This is a genomic window from Jejuia spongiicola, assembly GCF_023502325.1.
GTDB lineage: Bacteria > Bacteroidota > Bacteroidia > Flavobacteriales > Flavobacteriaceae > Wocania_A > Wocania_A spongiicola.
The window spans coordinates 93,577-109,383 of the sequence record NZ_JAMFLZ010000002.1 but is presented as its reverse complement, the minus strand read 5'-3'; the positions used below and the strand labels follow the sequence as shown (position 1 = coordinate 109,383).

Genomic DNA, 15,807 nt, shown 5'->3' with positions numbered 1-15,807 from the left:
TTAAATTAATTCAAAATAAGCTTTATCAATAGACTCTCTATGATCTGGGTGTGCTATATCTACTAAAGCTTTAACTCTATCCTTAATTGTTTTTCCGTATAAATTGGCTATACCGTACTCTGTAACTACATGATGTACGTGCGCGCGCGTTGTAACAACACCTGCACCTGGTTTTAAACTTGGTACAATTCTGCTAATTCCTTTTTTTGTTGCAGAAGGCAATGCAATTATTGCTTTACCACCCTCGCTTAATGAGGCTCCACGAATATAATCCATTTGCCCTCCAACACCAGAGTACATTTTAGCTCCAATAGAATCCGCACAAACTTGTCCTGTTAAATCTACTTCTATAGCTGAATTTATGGCTACCATTTTTGGATTTTGTTTAATTATCGAAACATCATTTACATAATCTGATGCTCTCATTTCAACAAATGGGTTATCGTCAACATAATCATAAAGTCGTTTTGATCCAATTAAAAAAGTTGCTAAGGATCGACCTGGATTAATACCTTTAAAATTTCCATTAATCACATCTTTTAAAATTAAGTCTATTACACCATCTGAGAACATTTCTGTATGTAACCCTAAATTCTTATGATTTTTTAGCCGCGATAAAACAGCATTTGGTATGGAGCCTATGCCCATTTGTAAAGTACTCTTATCTTCTATTAAACTAGCTACATAATCTCCAATTTTATTTTCAATATCAGAAGGCTCGCCATTGTTATGCACTGGTATTGGTTCATCACATTCAACAAATAAATCAATCTCTGTATGATGTATTATACCATCTCCATGAGTTCGAGGCATTTGAACATTTACCTGAGCTATAACAATTTTTGCACTTTCTATTGCAGCCAAAGTAGCTTCAACTGAAACTCCTAACGAGCAATACCCATGCTTGTCTGGAACAGATACATGAATTAAAGCCACATCTAATGACAAAATATTTCGTTTAAACAATAAGGGTAATTCGCTTAAAAAGACTGGAGTGTATGATCCGTTTCCAGCGGCTAATGTATGCCTAACATTACTCCCTATAAAAAAAGAATTAACGTGAAAACTATCTTTTAAATCAGGATTTGCATAAGGTGCCTCACCTTCTACATGTAAATGGCAAACCTCAACATTTCTAAGTTCTTCATATCTATCCGACATTGCTTTTGTTAGCAATTGTGGCGCAGCTGCCGCCGCTTGTACATATACTCTATCATTACTTTTTATAACTTCTACAGCTTCTTCAGCACTAACTACTTTATACATCTTAACTCATTTTATACAGCAAAATTACCTATTATTTAAATTATAAAAACTGTCAAAAGTCATATAAAATCAAAATAGATAGAATTTTATTTTTAAGTATCTTTGCCATTATTTTTTAAGTATGATTATAGTAAAAACTAGTGAGGAAATTGAATTGATGCGCGAAAGCGCTTTGATTGTTTCTAGAACGTTAGGAATGCTGGCGAAAGAAGTTAAACCTGGTGTTACAACCTTGCAATTGGATAAATTAGCCGAAGATTATATTCGCTCTCAAGGTGCTATTCCTGGATTTTTAGGCTTGTACGACTTCCCTAATACACTTTGCATGAGTCCTAACGATCAAGTAGTTCATGGTTTTCCTACCAGTGAGCCTCTTGTAGAAGGAGATATTATATCTATTGATTGTGGCGCTTTAAAAAACGGTTTTTATGGCGATCATGCTTATACTTTTGCTGTTGGTGAGATCGCTCCAGAAACAGAAAAATTACTTCAAGTAACCAAAGAGTCTCTTTACGTTGGTATAAGGGAGTTTAAAAAAGGGAATCGTGTTGGAGATGTTGGCTATGCCATTCAAAAGTATTGTGAAGATCATGGTTATGGTGTAGTAAGAGAATTAGTTGGTCATGGATTAGGCAGTAAAATGCATGAAGACCCAGAAATGCCAAACTATGGAAAACGTGGTCGTGGCAAAAAATTTATTGAAGGTATGGTGGTTGCTATTGAACCTATGATTAATATGGGAACTCAACGTATAAAACAACACAGAGACGGTTGGACAATTACTACTTTAGATAATAAACCAAGTGCACATTTTGAGCATGACGTAGCTCTTATAAATGGCAAACCAGAATTACTTTCAACTTTCGCCTATATATATGACGCTTTAGGAATTGAAAGTAATGAAGAAGAAGAATTTAGACAAAAGCAGTTTGTATTATAATTTATGACTCACAAATTTTCAGACATACCAGAAAAGGACCTTGTTGAAGGCATAAAAGGAAAATATATCCATACTGATAACAATACCGTAGGGCTTATCAATATTGAAGAAGGAGCTATTTTACCGGCACACTCTCATATACATGAGCAAATAACACAAGTTATTTCTGGTAAATTAGAAATGACAATTGATGGCATTACTAAAGTTCTTGAAGCAGATTCTATAACAGTAATACCTTCTAATGCTATTCATAGTGCAAATGCTTTAACAAACTGTGTTGTAATTGACACATTTTTTCCAGTACGCGAAGATTATAAATAATCGTTTTTGAAAAAACTTTTCAAGATTATATTGAATATTATCCCAAGACCTTTACTTATAAGGTTAAGTTATATTATTCGTCCCATTTTGGCTTTTTTTTTAAAAGGAAACAAGTACATTGATCCTATAGATGGAAAAGGTTTTAAAACCTTTTTACCCTACGGGTATGGTACTCAACGCAACAATGTATTATCTCCTTCAACTTTAAGTTTAGAGCGCCACCGCTTATTATGGCTGTATTTACAAAATAAAACTGATTTCTTTTCTACTAATAAAAAAGTGCTTCATTTTGCTCCAGAACAAGCTTTTTACAAGCGCTTTAGAAGGATGCCTAATCTAGATTATACAACTACAGATTTAAACTCGCCTTTAGCTGATGTAAAAGCTGATATTTGTAACCTTCCTTTTAAAAATGATAGTTATGATGTTATTTTTTGCAACCATGTTTTAGAGCATATCCCTAATGATACTAAAGCAATGCAAGAATTATATCGTGTTTTAAAACCTAATGGAATGGGAATTTTTCAAATACCACAAGATTTATCAAGAGAGTTTACTTTTGAGGACGATACTATAACAGATAAAAAAGAACGCGCAAAGATTTTTGGACAATATGACCATGTTCGTGTTTATGGTCGTGATTATTTTGATAAACTCCGTTCTGTAGGTTTTAAAGTTGATGAAGTTGATTATACCTCTAGGCTTTCTGATGATGACATCGCAAAATATTGTTTAGCAAAAGGAGAAATTATTCCTGTAGTAACTAAATAAAAAAAAGCTGAACTAAAATATATTTAGAACAACTTTTTTATTGATTAATAGCAATAATAAGACACAAAACTTCTAAAAAAGTCACAAAACTTATTCTGGAAAATTATTTAAGTTTAAAGTTTTAATCTCGCTTTTATCGTTTTCAAAAATTAAAAACACTTTAAGCTCTGGATGTGTTTTTAAAAACGTTTTTACTTTTTCAATACCCATAGTTTTGAAAACAGTTGCATAAGCATCAGCCTCCATACAGTTATCTGTAATAACAGAAATGCTTAATAAATTAGTTTTGCTAGGGTAACCTGTTTTGGTATCAATTATATGGGCATAACGGTTACCGTTTTCGTCTATTTTAAACTTTCTATAAGTTCCAGAAGTTGCCATAGCTTCATTTTGTAATGGTATAGCATGATTTATGGATTGTGTCCCATCAAAATTTGGATTTTCAACACCAACTCTCCATTCTAATTTTCTTTCAATATTTATGCCTTGTGCTCTCAATTCTCCGCCAATATCAACTAGGTAGTTTTTTATATTTTCACTTTGCAAAAATTCTGAAATAACATCAACGGCATAGCCCTTTGCAATAGCGTTGAAATCTAGAAACATACCATCTGGCTTAATAATTTCATTATCAATTCTATGAATCTTTTCAAATCCAACAAACTGCATTAAACTATCAATTTTCACACTATCTAAAGCAATGATTTTACCTTCTGGTCCAAAATCCCAAGCATTCACTAGCTTTCCAATCGTTGGATCAAAAAGGCCTTCAGTTTCAACATAAACCTTTTTAGAAGTATCATAAACATTTCTAAAATGAGAATCCATTGTAAGAGATTCATTTCTATTTAATTTAGAAATATCTGAGTTTACTTGATAAGTAGACATAGATTTATTAATAACATAAAATAGACTATCAAATTGTTTTTGATAATTAATTTCAGAATTATAAGTAACTCTATAATATGTGCCAAAAACCGCACCTTCAAGTATGGTGTTTTTTTGCTCTTTTTTACATGAAACTATAAGTAAGACAGTAAAAATTAATGCTAATATTTTTTTCATCTTTTAATTCAAGTTAGTTTCTAAAACTTGTATACCATTATACTCTAACAAATATTCTTCATTTAAATAGATTGGAGATTTTTTGTCATTACTATTTCCTAAACCAACGCCAGCATATAAAACTTTAGCATCTTTTTCTCTGGCATGTTTTTTAAATGACTCCATCCAAACTACATCATAATTGTTAGGATTGTCAGGTAAAATAACTGCCCGTACAATTACAAAATAATACTGCTTATTTTTATCGATACATACAAATTGTGGATGTTTTTTTAACTTACTGTTTACAGCAATAAACTCAAAACCGCGTTCTTCTAAATCTTTTCCAACATGGTTCATTGCTAAATTATGTAGTTCTTGTTCTGAAAGTGGTTTACTCATACAGCAAAAATAATATAAAAAAACCCAACACTTTCGTATCGGGTTTTGGTTTTATAAAGTTTGAAGTCTATCCTCCAAAATCATCAAATCTGATATGCTCATCTGGAATACCAAAATCTTCTCCCATTTTCTGAACGGCTTTGTTCATTAATGGTGGTCCACAGAAATACAGTTCTATATCTTCTGGTGATTCATGATGACTTAAATAGTTATCAATTACACAGTTGTGAATAAATCCAACAAAACCATCTCCTTCCTCATCATTAATATCTGTTTTAACCTTCCAATTATCACTTTCCATTGGTTCTGATAATGCTAAATAGAATTTAAAGTTTGGAAAATCTTTTTCTAATGCTCTAAAATAATGGATGTAAAACAATTCCGCTTTAGAACGTCCTCCATACCAATACGTTACTTTACGTCCTGTTTTTAAAGTTCTGAATAATTCGTATAAATGCGAACGCATTGGAGCCATACCAGCACCACCACCTACATACAACATTTCACTTTCAGACTCGTTGATAAAGAACTCACCGTAAGGCCCTGAAATTGTTACTTTGTCCCCAACTTTTTGATTGAAAATATAAGATGAAGCAACACCAGGATTTACATCCATCCAGCCTCCTTTAGCACGATCAAAAGGAGGAGTTGCAACACGAACATTCAGCATAATTTTTCGTCCTTCAGCTGGATATGAAGCCATAGAATAAGCACGTTCAACAGGCTCGTCATTCTTCATAACCAAAGGCCATAAACCAAATTTCTCCCAATCTGCTTTAAATTTATCAGGTTCTCCAGGATGATCTTCTGGATGTGCAGAAATATCCATATCTGAATATTTTATTTCACAGTTAGGAATTTCAATTTGAATATATCCACCTGCTTTATAATTCATATCTTCTGGAATTTCAACAACAAACTCCTTAATAAACGTTGCCACATTATAGTTTGAAACTACAGTTGCTTCCCATTTTTTAATACCAAACACTTCTTCTGGAATGGTAATGTTCATATCTTGTTTAACTTTTACTTGACAAGATAAACGTGCGCCTTCTTTTAATTCTTTACGCGTAAAGTGTGGCACTTCTGTAGGCAAAGCTTCTCCTCCACCTTCTAATACATGACATTCACATTGAATACATGTTCCACCACCACCACATGCAGATGGTAAAAATATTTTTTGCGCACCCAATGTTGATAACAATGTACCTCCAGAAGCTACTTCAATTTCTTTTTCGCCATTGATGGTGATCTTTACTGGACCAGATGGTGATAATTTTTGTTTTACAAATAATAATAATGCTACCAACAACAACGTAATGATTAAAAATGCTGTTACTGTTGCTATTACTGTTCCTAATGTTCCTGCTGCCAAAATCATATTACTCAGTTACTTTTATGTTGTTAGCTAATACTTTATCTTCTTTTGTAGAATCTTTAGATTCAACTTTTGCAGTCTTTTCTTCTTTCGGAGCTTCTTCTTCTTCTCCTCCAGTTAACATCCCACCAAAACTCATAAACCCAATCGCCATTAATCCAGTAATGATGAATGTAATCCCTAAGCCTCGTAATGCTGGTGGTACATTTGAATATCTGATTTTCTCACGAATAGCAGCAATGGCTAATATCGCTAAAAACCATCCTATTCCCGAACCAACTCCATAATTTAAGGCTAATCCTAAGGTTGCTATTTCACGAGATTGCATAAATAATGAACCTCCTAAAATCGCACAGTTTACAGCGATAAGTGGTAAAAAGATCCCTAGTGAATTATATAATGATGGTGAAAATTTTTCAACCACAATTTCTACCAATTGTACCATCGTTGCAATGGTTGCAATAAACATGATGAATGATAAGAAACTTAAATCGTAATCTGCATACTCTTCTCCTAACCAAGACAACGCTCCTGGTTGTAATAAATACTGGTCTAACAACCAGTTAAGAGGCACCGTTATAGCTAATACAAATATTACTGCAGCACCTAGACCTACTGCGGTGCTTACTTTTTTAGAAACAGCAAGGTAAGAACACATTCCTAAGAATGTAGCAAACACCATGTTGTCTATAAATATTGATTTGAAAAATAATTCTATATGTTCCATATTTTTAAGTCTTAAGTCTTCAGTTAGCGGTCTTCAGAATTAGCATTTAATGCCTGCCGTGGACTCTTTTACTGATGACTATTTTAATCTTCTACTAATGCTTTATTTCTACTACGTTGAACCCAAATAATGATTCCTACAACTATTAATGCCATTGGTGATAATAACATAAATCCGTTATTTTCATAACCAATAGAATATAATCCTGTTTTTTCAATTGGATCACCTAATACCGGTATTCCTAATAATGTTCCAGATCCAAGTAACTCTCTAAAGAATCCAACGATAATAAGTATAACAGCATATCCTAAAGCATTTCCAATACCATCCAGAAATGACCTCCATGGGCCATTACCTAAAGCAAAAGCTTCAAAACGCCCCATAATTATACAATTGGTAATTATTAATCCAACAAATACTGAAAGTGTTTTACTTAACTCATAAGCAAATGCTTTTAGTACTAAATCCACAATAATTACAAGTGTTGCTACAACGATAAGTTGAACGATAATTCTAATTTTTGATGGAATGATATTTCTCATTAATGAAATAACTACATTTCCTATTCCTAAAACAAATAATACAGATATAGACATTACAATTGACGCTTCTAATTCTGCCGTAATTGCTAAAGCTGAACAAATACCTAATACTTGAATAGTAATTGGGTTGTTATCTGCTAATGGGTCTAATATTAATTTGCCGTCTTTTTTTGAAAGTAAGCCCATAAATTAATTGTTTTTTAAGTTTTCAAAATAAGATACATAAAGCTTCAAATCACTTCTTATCATGGCAGAAACTCCATCTCCTGTAATGGTAGCTCCAGCAATAGCATCTACTTCGTTATCAGTTTTATTTTCGTTTTTTGGATCTGCGTTTCCTTTGGCTACATTAATTCCTTTAAAACTCCCATTGCTCATTAAATGCTCGCCAATAAAATCATCCATAAAAAAGCGTTGCTTGATATTTGCGCCTAATCCTGGTGTCTCTCCTTTATGGTCAAAATATGCGCCTTGTACTACCATACTTTCATCCATAGCAACATAAGCCCAAATAGCATCCCAAAGGCCTTTTCCTCTAATTGGAGCTATATAAAATGTTTTACCATCCTTTTCTCCTATAAATAAAGGCAAACGTCTTGCTATACCAGCTTTAGCATTTGCTTGTTCCTTTTTTACATCAATTAAATACGCTTGGTCGTCTTCAGATACTTTCCCGTCTTGAATTACCAATTGTTTCTTAATATATTGAGAGAATAACTCAGGTGCTTTTTCTGTAGATACAAAATTAGCACTGTTTCCTTCATTTTCATTTACTCCCATAGCATACAAAATATTTTGCTGCTTTTCCAAACGCTCATTTTCTGCAATTCTAGGTTTTAATGACGATGCCATAAACGCTAATAAAGCACCAACCACTATTACCATAGCTATGGCAAATATTATAGTATATGAATTTTTATCTGTTCTATTTTCCATCGTTATGCAACTTTAGCTTTTAAACGTTTCATTCTTTTCTTAACATTGCCCTGTACTACGTAGTGGTCAATTGTTGGTGCAAACACATTCATTAATAGAATAGCTAGCATTACTCCTTCTGGATATGCTGGATTAAATACACGAATTAGAATAGAAATAAATCCTATTAAAAATCCATAAATCCATTTTCCTTTATTTGTTTGCGATGCAGTTACAGGATCGGTAGCCATAAACACGGTACCAAAGGCAAAACCTCCTATTAATAAATGATGCCACCATTTTGTGCTCATTAATCCGTAAAATTTACTGCTTTCAGTTATCCAACCATAATCTATAACTTGATTAAATATTAATCCCATAACTAAAGCTCCTAATACAGAGGATAACATAATTCTCCAGCTTCCAATTTTTGAAAAGATTAAAAATAATCCTCCTAATAAAATTAGTAATGCAGACGTTTCTCCAACCGAACCTGGTATGAAACCTAAAAACATATCCATTACTTCATAACCAGCTCCTTTATTTTGAGCTAGACTTCCTAATATAGTTTCACCAGAAATAGCATCTAGATTTGCTCCTGCTGCAATTTCGTTTGTTCTTTCAACAGCACCTTCAACCCAAACTTTATCTCCACTCATCCAAGTTGGGTAAGCAAAGAATAAAAATGCGCGAATAGTTAATGCTGGATTAAGAATATTCATTCCTGTACCTCCAAAAACTTCTTTACCTATAACAACACCAAATATTACTGCTACAGCAAGCATCCAAAGTGGAATATCAACAGGTACAATAAGTGGCACTAACATTCCTGTTACTAAGTAACCTTCTTCTACTTCGTGTCCTTTAATTATGGCGAAAATAAATTCAATTCCTAAACCAACACCGTAAGACACGATTACTAATGGTAATATTTTCCAGAATCCAATCATAAAGTTGGCCATTGTCCAGAATTCTGAACTAAAGAAACCGCTAGCTGCTGCTTGAATTTCTCCAACAGCTAAATTATGTTGGTAACCCGCATTAAACATCCCGAAAATTAAACATGGTACCATAGCCATAATAACAGTATTCATGGTACGCTTTAAATCATCGGCAACTTTTATATGAGTACCATTATGTGTGGTCTCATTTGGCAAGTATAAAAACGTATGGATAGCATTAAATGCTGGTATCCATTTTTTGTGTTTATTCTTTTCTTTAAACTTATGTAAATTTTGTTTTAAACCCATTATCCTATCTCTTTAAGCATTAAGTCTAATCCTGCTCTTATAATTTTTTGGTGTGGTTGTTTAGACACACAAACAAATTCTGTTAATGCAAAATCTTCAGGTGCAACTTCATACATTCCTAAAGCTTCCATTTCATCCAAATCTTGATACATACAAGCCTTTAAAATTTGCATTGGATATATATCTAAAGGAAAAACTTCTTCGTAAGTTCCAGTAGTTACAAATGCACGATGCTCGCCGTTTGTATTTGTATTTAAATCATATTTTTTCTTAGGAGTTAACCAAGAAAATGTTAAAGCTCTAGAAGTAGATACTTTATTGAAAACAGGTTTATTCCAACCAAACAGCTCGTAGTCATCACCTTCTGGAATTATAGAAATTACATTGCTATAATAATCTAAACTACCATCTGGTTTTACTTGTTTTCCTGAAAGTACATTCCCTGAAATAATTCTAGCATTAGCATCTTTTGAAATGCCTTTATCATAAATCATGGTTGCAACTTCACTTCCAATTTTTGTAACAAAATACCTTGGTTTTTCTACTGAAGATCCAACTAAGGCTACAACACGTTCTGCGTTAAACTTGCCAGTTAATAACAACTCACCTATTATAACTAAGTCTTGAGCATTAACTGTCCAAACCACTTCGCCTTTATTAATAGGGTCTATTTTATTAATTTGAGTTCCTACATTACCAGATGGATGCGGACCAGAAACTTTATGAATAGTAGCTCCAGAAAGATTAGCTAATGGCGAATTAGAGTTTTTCCCAACAGAAACATGAACCTTCCCTTCTGTAAGTTTACTAAGAGCAGTAATTGCGGCTTGTAATTCAGCTTCTTTACCTTTCAGTATAAAATCTAAATCAGCAGCTAAAGGTGCACTAGCATAAGCAGAAACAAAAATAGATTTTGGTGCTTTATCCGGGTTTGCAATAACATCATACGGACGTTGTTTTACAAATGGCCAACAGCCAGAAGCTAATAAATGTGCTTTAACTGTATCTGCGGTTGCAGAATCTAAATTAAAATTCCCATTATCTTGATAAGTTTGTGCTTTATCTGCCTCAATCTTTATGGCATCAATGCGTCTTTTTGGTCCACGAACTACCTCTATCACTTTTCCAGATACAGGCGAAGGAAATTTAACAGCTTCATTAGACTTATCAAAAAACAATGTCTCTCCAGCTTTAACTGTAGTACCTTCTTTTGCGATAAGTTTTGGAATAATGCCGTGAAAATCTTCTGGTCTTATGGTGCAGTAGTTACTAACAATAGCTTGTTCAGCAGTTTTTTCAGCTTCACCAATGAGTTTAATGTCCAGACCCTTTTTAATACGAATGTCGTTTGACATATTTATTTTATTGAAATTAGTTGTCTAAAAATCGGTGCAAAAATACGAATTAATACCTAAAAATTCATTCAAAAAAAATCATCTTTATTATTTATATTTATTCTAAATAACATTTTTATATTAGGCATAAAATTTGTATATCTTTACAAAAAAACTAGTTGCATAATGACGTTTAGGTCTTTGTATTTAATTTGTTTATTATTAATTCCTGTATTAACTTTTTCTCAAGTTACAGAAGTTAATCCGCCTGATTATATCAAAACTATTGCCTTTAGAGGCGACACCAGAGAGAGCCAATTACCCATTTTAAAACTTGAAGACTATGTGATATTAGAGTTTGATGCATTAAATGGAGATGAAGAAGACTTTTATTATAAAATTGAACATTTTAATTTTGATTGGACACCGTCTATTTTAGTAAAATCTGAATATATGGATGGTTTTGACAATCAACGCATTCGAAATTACGAAAACTCATTAAACACCTACCAAATATACTCTCATTATAAACTTACAATTCCTAATTTACAAACCAAACGTTTAAAGGTGTCTGGTAATTATTTATTAAGTGTTTTTAATGATGATGACGAGCTAGTTTTCTCAAGAAAATTTATGATTTACGAAGACAAAGCCAATGTAGGTGTGAGTATAAAACGCTCCAGAGATGTTCAATTTATTGAAGAAAAGCAGCGTGTAGATATTGTTATTTCATCAAATGAAATGCAATTAAATAACCCAAAACAAAATGTAAGAACACTAGTAATACAAAACAACAATTTAAACACAGCCATTTCTAATTTAAAACCTCAATACACTATAGGTAATAAACTTATTTATAAATATGATACCGAATCTAGTTTTTGGGGTGGAAATGAATATTTATATTTTGAAAATAAAGATGTTAGAGCAGCAAACATTGGAGTGCAGCAAGTTGATTTGCAAGATTTATATCATAATTATTTATTCGCAAATACTGAAAGAGCTGGTAAACCATATACTTACAACCCAGATATTAACGGAAATTACTTGGTAACAAATATTGATGCCGACAATCCAAATATTGAAGCAGATTATGTTTGGGTACATTTCTCGTTAATTGCAAACGAGGCTTTAAAAGACAAATCTATTTATATATATGGTAATTTTAACAATTACGCCATAGATGAGAGTACAAAAATGATTTATGATGAATACAATCAAGTATTTACAAACGCTCTATTACTAAAACAAGGCTTTTACAATTACAAATATGTAATTGTAAATAATAGTGATGATATTGAAGAAGGCGCCATTAGTGGAAATTACTACCAAACCGAAAACAATTATAAAGTTATAGTGTATTACAGAGATTTGGGTGCACGATACGACAAAATAATAGGTTTGGGCGAAGGTAGTTCGGTCAATATCTCCAATTAATTGTACCGTTCAACTAATATTTTCAATCATTGATGTTAATTTTTGTTATTCTCAATGTAATATTCATTATTTTAGCCGACTAAACGCATTGTATATCAACAGTTAACATGGTTCAACAAGTTACAAGTGGCATAAAAATTTCGGTAGAAACCAATTTCGAAGGCTCATTTTATAAAAATTATAAAATACAGTTTGCCTTTGGATATACGGTAACTATAGAAAATCAAAGTAAGGACTCGGTGCAGCTTAATGCGCGTCACTGGGAAATTATGGATGCCTTAAATAATGTTGAAGTTGTAACAGGCGAAGGTGTTATTGGCGAAAAACCTGTTTTAAAACCAGGAGAATCGCATACCTATACATCAGGTTGTTTATTAACCTCTCCTTTTGGTGCAATGCAAGGGCATTACAGCATGGTAAACTTTACCACTACTAAAAAGTTTCAAGTTACCATTCCTACATTTAAGTTAAGCGCTCCTTTTGCAATAAACTAGTTCGTTATTACGAATCACTCTTTTTTGAGTGATGGAGCATCTCATCTTAAAATTTTAAACAATATTTATATAAAAAGTTGGGCTTTAAGCTATATCTATTTCTCGTGACTCGAAAAAATAAGGATGCCACTGCAACCCCTAATGCGAACCCTTCGTTTGGTAACAACTTGTGATTAATTAACGTTAATGAAAATAAAAAATCAACTATATTAGTCTTAGTAATGTATATAGACAACTATTAATCACACGCAAACAATGAAAAATTGGAATAAAATCGGAAAAATAAAAAGTTTAGCGATTTTGATTCTTTGTGTTTTATCACTAATGCTTGTTGATTTTAGCAGAAAAACGGAATTTAGAAATGACTTTTTTATCGGAATTATTATTCTGACTTTTTTATTCTTTGTTTCATTTCTTCCATTAATCACCAAATTTTGGAGTTTACTCGGATTTAAGTTTGAAAAACCAAATTGGAATGAAAACCCAATTACTTTTAAATTCTCAAAGAGCTTGAACTTTTTTCAATTTATGGCTTTTTGGTTTATAAGCTCAGGGTTTATTAACACTTTATTTGTTGGAATTTTTAATCAACAATTTGATGGAGAAAGTAGTAATTTATTTTTTGCGGGAATCAGTCTATTAATCGGAATAAAATTGAGCTTAAAATGGCTGAATAAAAACAGAAAAGAAAAAAATATTACCAACAATGCATAACAAAAATAGTGCTAATTTAGTTGTTGAAACACGCAACGAAATCATGCACAAGGCCGTTAACCTTTCTTTTTAAACTCTATGAAAATGATTGAATATTTATACTTAGGATTTCTTATTGTCTCTATGGTACTCATTTATTTTGCTTCTAAACAATATTACAACACGAAACATTTAATTCATAATGGTATTAAAACGAATGCAAAGGTTATTGACTTGATTAAGATAAGTAGTGATGATGGTTACACCTATAAACCTGTCTTTGAATTTACTGATAAAACTGATAGAAAAATAACATTTAAAAGTGATGTTAGCTCTAGTCCTGCACCTTATAAAATAGGTGAAACAGTTAAAATCGTTTATTCTAAAAAAACGGATGAAAAAAAAGTTGTTTCTTTTTGGGGATTATATAGATGGACAATAATACTTCTTTGTTTCGCTTCTCCGCTATTAATAATTGGAGGTGGATATTTTCTTTATTCAAAAACCTAATCAACAAAGGCTAACAATATGTATAATTCATTGCTGCTGATTTTCCTGTCGGAAAATCAGCCGTGGCTAAACAATAGGAGTTGCTTTTTACTATCTCAATGATTACAACAACGAGTCATACATTAACCTGATATAAAATATCAGAACTCTAACACATGAGTGTTCCATATTTTAACAGAATACTAGAATTTTTATAAGTTAAAAAAAGACTAATTGTATATATTTTAACTATAGTAGAAATAGAATAAAAATAGTTTAGTGGTCTAATTCACTTTCTATGAAAATAAAACTACTATTTCTAATTCTGATTTTTTCACTTTCCTATATTACTGGATATACGCAAACAGAATCCAATACTAAAAAAAACAAACTTGAATTTTCGACAGGTTACAATTTTGGGGCTTTAAAAAATCTTGAATTTGCACCAATTGCGCGTTACAATTATAATGGTTTAATCTACAAGTTGAATTATGAACGCATAAGTAAAAATCAAAATTTATTTGAAATAAAATTAGACTATTTAAATTCGGAATTAAAAACAGATTTAATTCCAACTCTTAATGCAGGCTATTCAAAAACAGGACTGGGCTTTTCGTATTTAAAGCAAATTTATTATAAAAACGCTTTTTCTATACATCTAGGTTTACAAGCACAAACCAATGTGTCAGTATATTCAAATAGCAACTATTACGCTGCGGAGCAAGAGTTTGGAATCGCAAGTCGATTTACTTATCAATTAAACAAAAAGCAATATTTAACGTCAAAAATAATTATTCCTCTAGCCTTATTAAGAGTTACGGAAAGTTCTGGTTTTAGTACCTACTCTTTAAATCGCTACCAAAGTACCTTATGGGAGTTAGAGTACGGCTATACATTTTCTAACAATTTTGATTTAAAGTTAAACTATGATTTTAAATATAATAGACTTCAAATTCCAAATATTTTTAGAGAATTACAACATCAAATTAACTTAGGTATTAACTATAAATTTTAATTAATTATGAAACTCAATACATCTATAATTTATATTTTTTATCTCCTATTTATTTTAATGATAATTTCTTGTGCAGACTCCTTAATTGGTGATAATGGGAAACGAGATGAAGACATTTATTTAAATTACCAAACCAAAACAGATTTAGAATTACCGTTTGATGAAGAATGGTATGTATCTGTTGGAGGAAGAACACACCTAGAAGGAGGTCACCACTTTATTACTCGTGGTTCTGGTCAAAGATATGCGTATGATATTGGCAAAGTAGTAAATGGAAGTTATTTTTCTGGAGATGGCGGTACAAATGAGGATACTTATACTTTTGGAGCACGTTTAAATGCACCTGGTGATGGAAAAATAATAGCTCTAGAAAATAATATTGAAGATAATGTTAGACCCGGCACTGTTAATGAGAACATTAATGATAGTAATCTTGCTGGGAATTATATTATGATAGACCATTTAAATGGTGAGTACTCTTTTATGGCACATTTTAAAAAGGGGTCAATAATAGTTTCTGTTGGCGATACAGTTGTAAAAGGGCAAGAAGTTGGTAAGGCAGGAAATAGTGGAAATTCTTCTGGTCCACATTTACACTATCATTTGCAAAACACACCAGAATATCTTAACGGAATAGGCCTTCCTGCTCAATTTGTAAATTATTATGCAGATGATAGGTTTATAGAAAGAGGGGAGCCCGTAAAAAATCAAATAGTAAAGAAAAACTAAAAAAACGTTTTATAATAACATGCATAGTTAATGTTTTGGTAATTACATACTCGGAAAATC

Annotated in this window: 18 protein-coding genes; 9 read left to right on the top strand and 9 right to left on the bottom strand. The window is 32.0% G+C overall.

Annotated elements, in window-relative coordinates:
• On the bottom strand, window positions 1-1,266 hold the full coding sequence (locus M3P09_RS04345; protein WP_249972164.1) for an acetyl-CoA hydrolase/transferase family protein: 1,266 nt from the start codon (window positions 1,264-1,266) through the stop codon (window positions 1-3).
• A 121-nt stretch (window positions 1,267-1,387) separates the two neighbouring features.
• Here M3P09_RS04345 and map point away from each other — a divergent pair, with 121 nt between their 5' ends.
• The 3 genes from map to M3P09_RS04330 are packed head-to-tail and all read left to right on the top strand — an operon-like array spanning window position 1,388 to window position 3,298.
• Window positions 1,388-2,206, top strand: a complete 819-nt coding sequence (map, locus tag M3P09_RS04340) for a type I methionyl aminopeptidase (RefSeq protein WP_249972163.1) — start codon at window positions 1,388-1,390, stop codon at window positions 2,204-2,206.
• A 3-nt stretch (window positions 2,207-2,209) separates the two neighbouring features.
• Window positions 2,210-2,527 (top strand): cupin domain-containing protein, encoded by a 318-nt coding sequence (locus tag M3P09_RS04335; RefSeq protein ID WP_099564433.1) that lies wholly within the window; start codon window positions 2,210-2,212, stop codon window positions 2,525-2,527.
• 6 nt (window positions 2,528-2,533) lie between these two features.
• Window positions 2,534-3,298, top strand: coding sequence for a class I SAM-dependent methyltransferase (locus M3P09_RS04330; RefSeq protein ID WP_249972162.1), 765 nt, complete (start codon window positions 2,534-2,536; stop codon window positions 3,296-3,298).
• Window positions 3,299-3,388: 90 nt separating this feature from the next.
• Here the strand turns inward: M3P09_RS04330 and M3P09_RS04325 are convergent, their stop codons facing one another.
• The 8 genes from M3P09_RS04325 to M3P09_RS04290 form a co-directional block, all read right to left on the bottom strand.
• On the bottom strand, window positions 3,389-4,363 hold the full coding sequence (locus M3P09_RS04325; RefSeq protein ID WP_249972161.1) for an FAD:protein FMN transferase: 975 nt from the start codon (window positions 4,361-4,363) through the stop codon (window positions 3,389-3,391).
• Between the two features lie 3 nt (window positions 4,364-4,366).
• Window positions 4,367-4,744, bottom strand: coding sequence for a Na(+)-translocating NADH-quinone reductase subunit F (locus tag M3P09_RS04320; protein WP_099564436.1), 378 nt, complete (start codon window positions 4,742-4,744; stop codon window positions 4,367-4,369).
• 67 nt (window positions 4,745-4,811) lie between these two features.
• The gene (gene nqrF / locus M3P09_RS04315; protein ID WP_099564437.1) at window positions 4,812-6,125 is read right to left on the bottom strand and encodes an NADH:ubiquinone reductase (Na(+)-transporting) subunit F; all 1,314 of its coding nucleotides are present in this window, start codon (window positions 6,123-6,125) and stop codon (window positions 4,812-4,814) included.
• A 1-nt stretch (window position 6,126) separates the two neighbouring features.
• The gene (gene nqrE / locus M3P09_RS04310; RefSeq protein WP_249972160.1) at window positions 6,127-6,849 is read right to left on the bottom strand and encodes an NADH:ubiquinone reductase (Na(+)-transporting) subunit E; all 723 of its coding nucleotides are present in this window, start codon (window positions 6,847-6,849) and stop codon (window positions 6,127-6,129) included.
• Between the two features lie 83 nt (window positions 6,850-6,932).
• Window positions 6,933-7,577 carry an NADH:ubiquinone reductase (Na(+)-transporting) subunit D gene (locus tag M3P09_RS04305; protein WP_099564439.1) on the bottom strand — a complete coding sequence of 215 codons (645 nt, stop codon included), beginning with the start codon at window positions 7,575-7,577 and terminating at the stop codon, window positions 6,933-6,935.
• A 3-nt stretch (window positions 7,578-7,580) separates the two neighbouring features.
• Window positions 7,581-8,327 carry a Na(+)-translocating NADH-quinone reductase subunit C gene (locus M3P09_RS04300; RefSeq protein ID WP_249972159.1) on the bottom strand — a complete coding sequence of 249 codons (747 nt, stop codon included), beginning with the start codon at window positions 8,325-8,327 and terminating at the stop codon, window positions 7,581-7,583.
• A gap of 2 nt (window positions 8,328-8,329) precedes the next feature.
• Window positions 8,330-9,556: an NADH:ubiquinone reductase (Na(+)-transporting) subunit B gene (locus M3P09_RS04295; protein WP_249972158.1), complete on the bottom strand. Its 1,227-nt coding sequence runs from the start codon at window positions 9,554-9,556 to the stop codon at window positions 8,330-8,332.
• Window positions 9,556-10,911 carry a Na(+)-translocating NADH-quinone reductase subunit A gene (locus tag M3P09_RS04290; RefSeq protein WP_249972157.1) on the bottom strand — a complete coding sequence of 452 codons (1,356 nt, stop codon included), beginning with the start codon at window positions 10,909-10,911 and terminating at the stop codon, window positions 9,556-9,558. Before M3P09_RS04290 ends, M3P09_RS04295 begins: the two co-directional genes overlap by 1 nt.
• Window positions 10,912-11,076: 165 nt before the next feature.
• Here M3P09_RS04290 and M3P09_RS04285 point away from each other — a divergent pair, with 165 nt between their 5' ends.
• From M3P09_RS04285 to M3P09_RS04260, 6 genes are all read left to right on the top strand, one after another.
• Window positions 11,077-12,327, top strand: a complete 1,251-nt coding sequence (locus tag M3P09_RS04285) for a type IX secretion system plug protein (protein WP_249972156.1) — start codon at window positions 11,077-11,079, stop codon at window positions 12,325-12,327.
• A gap of 107 nt (window positions 12,328-12,434) precedes the next feature.
• Window positions 12,435-12,821, top strand: coding sequence for a Co2+/Mg2+ efflux protein ApaG (gene apaG / locus M3P09_RS04280; protein WP_034041315.1), 387 nt, complete (start codon window positions 12,435-12,437; stop codon window positions 12,819-12,821).
• Between the two features lie 255 nt (window positions 12,822-13,076).
• Window positions 13,077-13,535 (top strand): hypothetical protein, encoded by a 459-nt coding sequence (locus tag M3P09_RS04275; protein ID WP_249972155.1) that lies wholly within the window; start codon window positions 13,077-13,079, stop codon window positions 13,533-13,535.
• Window positions 13,536-13,619: 84 nt separating this feature from the next.
• A complete protein-coding gene (locus M3P09_RS04270; RefSeq protein WP_158231442.1) occupies window positions 13,620-14,024 on the top strand; it encodes a DUF3592 domain-containing protein in 405 nt (134 codons plus the stop codon).
• A 277-nt stretch (window positions 14,025-14,301) separates the two neighbouring features.
• Window positions 14,302-15,018, top strand: a complete 717-nt coding sequence (locus tag M3P09_RS04265; RefSeq protein ID WP_249972154.1) for a hypothetical protein — start codon at window positions 14,302-14,304, stop codon at window positions 15,016-15,018.
• Between the two features lie 6 nt (window positions 15,019-15,024).
• The gene (locus tag M3P09_RS04260; RefSeq protein ID WP_249972153.1) at window positions 15,025-15,747 is read left to right on the top strand and encodes a M23 family metallopeptidase; all 723 of its coding nucleotides are present in this window, start codon (window positions 15,025-15,027) and stop codon (window positions 15,745-15,747) included.
• The last annotated feature ends 60 nt before the right edge of the window (window positions 15,748-15,807 follow it).

Excerpts from the sequence above, each read along its gene's own strand:
- M3P09_RS04285 (WP_249972156.1), top strand. The coding sequence starts at position 11,077 with ATGACGTTTAGGTCTTTGTATTTAATTTGTTTATTATTAATTCCTGTA.
- nqrE (WP_249972160.1), bottom strand. The coding sequence starts at position 6,849 with ATGGAACATATAGAATTATTTTTCAAATCAATATTTATAGACAACATG.
- M3P09_RS04325 (WP_249972161.1), bottom strand. The coding sequence starts at position 4,363 with ATGAAAAAAATATTAGCATTAATTTTTACTGTCTTACTTATAGTTTCA.
- nqrF (WP_099564437.1), bottom strand. The coding sequence starts at position 6,125 with ATGATTTTGGCAGCAGGAACATTAGGAACAGTAATAGCAACAGTAACA.
- M3P09_RS04265 (WP_249972154.1), top strand. The coding sequence starts at position 14,302 with ATGAAAATAAAACTACTATTTCTAATTCTGATTTTTTCACTTTCCTAT.
- M3P09_RS04320 (WP_099564436.1), bottom strand. The coding sequence starts at position 4,744 with ATGAGTAAACCACTTTCAGAACAAGAACTACATAATTTAGCAATGAAC.
- M3P09_RS04300 (WP_249972159.1), bottom strand. The coding sequence starts at position 8,327 with ATGGAAAATAGAACAGATAAAAATTCATATACTATAATATTTGCCATA.
- M3P09_RS04290 (WP_249972157.1), bottom strand. The coding sequence starts at position 10,911 with ATGTCAAACGACATTCGTATTAAAAAGGGTCTGGACATTAAACTCATT.
- M3P09_RS04260 (WP_249972153.1), top strand. The coding sequence starts at position 15,025 with ATGAAACTCAATACATCTATAATTTATATTTTTTATCTCCTATTTATT.
- M3P09_RS04270 (WP_158231442.1), top strand. The coding sequence starts at position 13,620 with ATGATTGAATATTTATACTTAGGATTTCTTATTGTCTCTATGGTACTC.
- M3P09_RS04305 (WP_099564439.1), bottom strand. The coding sequence starts at position 7,577 with ATGGGCTTACTTTCAAAAAAAGACGGCAAATTAATATTAGACCCATTA.
- map (WP_249972163.1), top strand. The coding sequence starts at position 1,388 with ATGATTATAGTAAAAACTAGTGAGGAAATTGAATTGATGCGCGAAAGC.
- M3P09_RS04335 (WP_099564433.1), top strand. The coding sequence starts at position 2,210 with ATGACTCACAAATTTTCAGACATACCAGAAAAGGACCTTGTTGAAGGC.
- M3P09_RS04345 (WP_249972164.1), bottom strand. The coding sequence starts at position 1,266 with ATGTATAAAGTAGTTAGTGCTGAAGAAGCTGTAGAAGTTATAAAAAGT.
- apaG (WP_034041315.1), top strand. The coding sequence starts at position 12,435 with ATGGTTCAACAAGTTACAAGTGGCATAAAAATTTCGGTAGAAACCAAT.
- M3P09_RS04275 (WP_249972155.1), top strand. The coding sequence starts at position 13,077 with ATGAAAAATTGGAATAAAATCGGAAAAATAAAAAGTTTAGCGATTTTG.
- M3P09_RS04295 (WP_249972158.1), bottom strand. The coding sequence starts at position 9,556 with ATGGGTTTAAAACAAAATTTACATAAGTTTAAAGAAAAGAATAAACAC.